The 4,125-nt window shown below is 43.1% G+C and carries 7 protein-coding genes and 1 pseudogene; 7 read left to right on the forward strand and 1 reads right to left on the reverse strand.

Features of this window, described 5'->3' with window-relative positions:
• Positions 1 to 163: 163 nt before the first annotated feature.
• From QUB10_RS33795 to QUB10_RS33810, 4 genes are read left to right on the forward strand one after another with little or no spacing between them, the layout of a single operon-like run.
• Entirely contained in the window at positions 164 to 925 is a 762-nt protein-coding gene (locus QUB10_RS33795) for a hypothetical protein (RefSeq protein ID WP_333207477.1), read from the forward strand.
• Between the two features lie 27 nt (positions 926 to 952).
• Complete coding sequence (locus QUB10_RS33800; RefSeq protein ID WP_333207478.1) at positions 953 to 1,273, forward strand: XisI protein; 321 nt, start codon at positions 953 to 955, stop codon at positions 1,271 to 1,273.
• On the forward strand, positions 1,194 to 1,361 hold the full coding sequence (locus tag QUB10_RS33805) for a type II toxin-antitoxin system HigB family toxin (protein WP_333207479.1): 168 nt from the start codon (positions 1,194 to 1,196) through the stop codon (positions 1,359 to 1,361). The genes QUB10_RS33800 and QUB10_RS33805 overlap by 80 nt, the downstream gene beginning before the upstream one ends.
• 14 nt (positions 1,362 to 1,375) lie before the next feature.
• Entirely contained in the window at positions 1,376 to 1,753 is a 378-nt protein-coding gene (locus QUB10_RS33810; RefSeq protein ID WP_333207481.1) for a transcriptional regulator, read from the forward strand.
• 87 nt (positions 1,754 to 1,840) lie between these two features.
• Here QUB10_RS33810 and QUB10_RS33815 read toward each other — a convergent pair whose 3' ends face one another.
• Positions 1,841 to 2,335 carry a GAF domain-containing protein gene (locus QUB10_RS33815; RefSeq protein ID WP_333207483.1) on the reverse strand — a complete coding sequence of 165 codons (495 nt, stop codon included), beginning with the start codon at positions 2,333 to 2,335 and terminating at the stop codon, positions 1,841 to 1,843.
• Positions 2,336 to 2,474: 139 nt separating this feature from the next.
• On the opposite strand from QUB10_RS33815, the gene QUB10_RS33820 reads away from it, so the two are divergent.
• The 3 genes and pseudogenes from QUB10_RS33820 (at position 2,475) to QUB10_RS33830 (ending at position 4,101) form a co-directional block, all read left to right on the forward strand.
• Positions 2,475 to 2,687, forward strand: a complete 213-nt coding sequence (locus tag QUB10_RS33820) for a hypothetical protein (protein WP_333207484.1) — start codon at positions 2,475 to 2,477, stop codon at positions 2,685 to 2,687.
• A gap of 134 nt (positions 2,688 to 2,821) precedes the next feature.
• Positions 2,822 to 3,208 (forward strand): annotated as a pseudogene (locus QUB10_RS33825) (alpha/beta fold hydrolase).
• Positions 3,187 to 4,101, forward strand: coding sequence for an alpha/beta hydrolase (locus QUB10_RS33830; protein WP_333207485.1), 915 nt, complete (start codon positions 3,187 to 3,189; stop codon positions 4,099 to 4,101). Before QUB10_RS33825 ends, QUB10_RS33830 begins: the two are co-directional and overlap by 22 nt.
• Positions 4,102 to 4,125: the final 24 nt, after the last annotated feature.

Below are 4,125 nucleotides of genomic sequence, written 5' to 3' on the forward strand. Positions count from 1 at the left end.
TGATTTTAAATCACCCTAACCTTCCTTCAGTCTTGTCTTATGGTACTCTGGCTGCTTAAAAACTGTCCGGAGTATTGGTATCGGAAAAACAGCTTTAACTCTGAAATTAATCTCAGAAGTTAACACACAATTCGATTATATTATTTATCGCAGTCTTGAGCATTTGCCTAAACTGATCGACCTTAAAGATGAACTTAAACAGTTTTTTTCTCAATCCCACGCAAATCCATTACCAGACATAATAGATTATTTTCGCTCATCTCGTTGTTTAGTAATCCTTGATGACGTGCAGAATATTTTTAAAACTGGTAACTTAGCGGGTCAGTATTTAACAGAATATAAAGATTATTGTAAATTTCTTCAGCAAATTGCTACCTTATCTCATCAGAGTTGTTTAATTTTAATTAGTTGGGAAAAACCTGGAGAAATAGAGACTTTAGAAAAAGAAAACAAATACACAAGAGTATTACAACTTCAAGGATTAGGAGAAGAAGCAAAAGAAATCTTGAGACAAAAAAATTTACAAGATGAGGAAAAATGGGATGAATTAATAACACTATATCAAAGTCATCCGGCTTGGTTAAATATTATTTGTTCAATAATTATAGAATTCTTGAACGGGAGCGTTTCCCTTTTTCTGACAGATGAAAATGAGTTGTTTTTAGGTGACATAGAAACCAATTTAGAATCGCAGTTAGAGCGGTTATCAGAATTAGAAAAAAATGTGATAAACTGGTTAGCCAATCAATATGAACCGATAGATATTTCCCAAAAACCTGCTAATATGGAAGTATCTCAAGCTAAATTTATGCACATTATACAATCTTTAACCAGACGCTGTTTAGTAGAAAAACTTCCCAGAAAAGAGCCAGCCAAATTTCAGCTAAATTCTATTTTTAAAGCACATATTAAGAGTGATTTTTAGGAAAATAAGTTGATAACTGATCTTAAAATGGATAGACTAAACGAATACCGCAAAATTGTTTGTGACTTTCTCGAAGACTTTTCTAAAAATGACGCAAATGCTCAGTTAATATTCGATATTGCCCGCGATCGATACCTCGTTATGCACAACGAATGGCGCGACGAATATCGCATCTATGGGTGTGCCATGCAGCTTGATATCATCGAAAATCAAATCTGGATTCAACACAACAGTACCGAAATCTACATCGATCGAGAACTGATTCAACGTGGCGTGTCTCCTCAAGATATCATTCTTGGGTTTCGCTCACCCAGCATCCGAAAACTCCTTGCCGCAAACTCTTGCTAGAGACAGAGATTATGACATCGGCATTATTTTTATCCGCTTTATTGGCACTCATGCCGAGTATGACAAGGTAGATGCAGAAACAATCTAAACACAAATTGATATATGGAAATACGTCCAATTAGAACCCAAACTGACTATCAGGATGCCCTTCGAGAGGTTGAGTTGCTGTTTAATGCACCTCCTAATAAACCTGACTCCGATCGCCTAGATGTGCTCAGTACCCTAGTAGAAGCTTACGAGAAGGCACACTTTCCGATCGCAATACCCGATCCCATTGCAGCCATTCAATACTACATGGACGCCCGCGGATGGTCGGGTAGCGATTTGGAACAATGTATTGGCAGTCGAGTTAAAGTTTCTCAGATATTATCTCGCAAACTATCCTTGACTTTGGAAATGATTCGGAAGCTGAATCAAGAGTTAGGAATTCCCGCTGAGATTCTCATCCAGCCCTATGAGTCGCTACAAACCTCCGCCTAACAATAGAACACCATATTTTGGTGGGTAATTTTCCATTGCACAGACAAGGCACCCGAACAGTCACAAAGCAGGATTTTGGATGAAAGATTAACTCTCTTGAATTGTGGGAGACATTGCCATATTTTGTGCTTGTTTCTGCATGAATTCAATATCGGACAGCAACCAAGTGCGGGGCCCGCTGCACTGATGAGCAATTAACAGCCCCCACAGTCCTTTGTTCGTTAAAATTGGCACGACTAAATTGGCCCGAACTTTCAGGCTACGCAGAAAATCTCGGTGGCATGGGTTAATTGGTTCTACTTCAATATCTGCAATTGCTTTAACTCTGCCGGCTTCGTACAAAGCAGCGTATTCGTCGTTAAAACATTCATCTGGCCCTGTTGAACCCAAGATAGAGAGTTCGATCGCACTTAACATCTCGTAAGTCACTCGACCTTGCCACTGCTTGTAAAAATGATAAAGCACCGCGCGATCGCTCTGCAAAACTTCTCGAATATCGTAGAGGGATTTTTCAACTAATACATCGCGCTTTAGACGATCTGTCAAGCGGTTAACAATGTTTTGCAGCCGATCGCCCGACATAGTATTAACTCCTTTAATTCCTAGTACACTCGCCAGATATTAATTCTTGAACTTGCACAATCACCACACCTCAAATTGTTGCGCTTTGGGATTTTAGATCGCGCGAAAATGAGTAATTTTTGGCTTAACAGTTGTCTGGATGCCAGCAACATTATACTATTATTTTGACAGAGATAGCAATTTTTTTGGGAAACGGGCGATGGTGTCGGGCCCTCGCCCGTGCTACGGCTTTTTTGGCGCGAAGAACCACCGGCGGGACGCCTGTTCCACAAATGAAGAGAAAAGCAAGAGTTTACAATTGCTGGGAGGATTGCTAGATATGCCTAAAGTTGGTTCCTCTCAAAGAGAGTAATTGCTAAGATTTCTCGAAATCTAGAGGAAGCATCAAATATGTCTGTGCTAGAAGCTGCTTGGAAACACGAATTTATCGCTACGAACGGCATCAAACTGCACTATGTCACTCAATGTTCTGGGCCACAGATGGTGATGCCGCCCGGATTTCCTGAATTTTGGTATTCTTGGCGGCATCAAATCCCAGAATTTGCATCAGATTATAAAGTCGTAGCTGTAGATATCAGGGGTAACAACGACAGCGACCAACCTCACGATCAATCTGCTTAGGTGATGTCATAGTTTGTGCAAGATGTCAAGGGCATTATTCAGGGTTTGGGATACGAAAGTTGCGTCTTAGTTGGTCACGACTGGGGAGGCGCGATCGCCTGGAATTTTGCTTATGCTTATCCCCAAATGGTGGATAAATTAATTGTGATGAATGTACCGCATCCGGCCAAGTTTGCTGAAGGGTTATACATAGGTTTACATAGGTCTTATGGAGCGGGTAGGATAAAAGTATGGCAACAATCGACATCCTAGGGGTTCGGCACGCTTACGATTTGACGGCTCCGACTGCAACTTCCCCGGTTCTGGTATTTGTCCACGGCTGGCTGTTAAGCCGCCACTACTGGCAACCTTTGACCGATCGCTTGGCATCAAACTATCAGTGCCTTACCTACGATTTGCGGGGGTTTGGCGATTCTCAATCGGACTCCGGCGACGATCGCCTATGTTCCGAACCGCTAAATTCCTGCTACACTCCCGCAGCTTACGCTCGCGATTTGGAAATTTTACTCGAAAAACTCGATATATCTTCTGCTTGGCTGGTGGGACACTCTCTGGGCGGTACGATCGCTCTATGGGGAGCCAGCAAATTCTCCGATCGCATTAAAGGCGTGGTCTGCATCAATGCAGGGGGCGGCATCTATCTTAAGGAAGAATTCGAGCGGTTTCGAGCGGTAGGCAAGCAGCTAGTGACAATGCGTCCCGGCTGGCTGCCTCGCTTGCCCTTAGCAGATTACGTGTTTGCCCGCGATTCAGTAGCCCGCTCGATCGGCAGATCCTGGGGACGGCAGCGCTTAAGAGATTTCGTGGGAGCTAATCCAGAGGCAGCTTTGGGGGCTTTATTGGACTCCACCACAGAAGCCCAGATTCACCTCTTGCCACAAATTGTGTCCCAACTCAAGCAGCCTGTTTATTTTATTGCCGGCACTAAAGACAAAATTATGGAACCAAAATACGTGCTGCATTTAGCTAGCTTTCACTGGATGTTCCAAGGTTGTGGCGAGAATGTCCTTCAGCTTCCCGATTGTGGCCATTTGGCAATGGTGGAACAGGCGGATGCAGTGGCTAGTTATATGCAAAATATTCTGAAAGAACTTGACATCCACCCCGACCGTCGCGGACGGGGATTCCCAAACCTCACGATTTGAATTTCTGCTTCTTCGCAACTGCCT

The organism is Microcoleus sp. B5-D4, from assembly GCF_036705145.1.
Taxonomy (GTDB): Bacteria; Cyanobacteriota; Cyanobacteriia; order Cyanobacteriales; family Microcoleaceae; genus Microcoleus.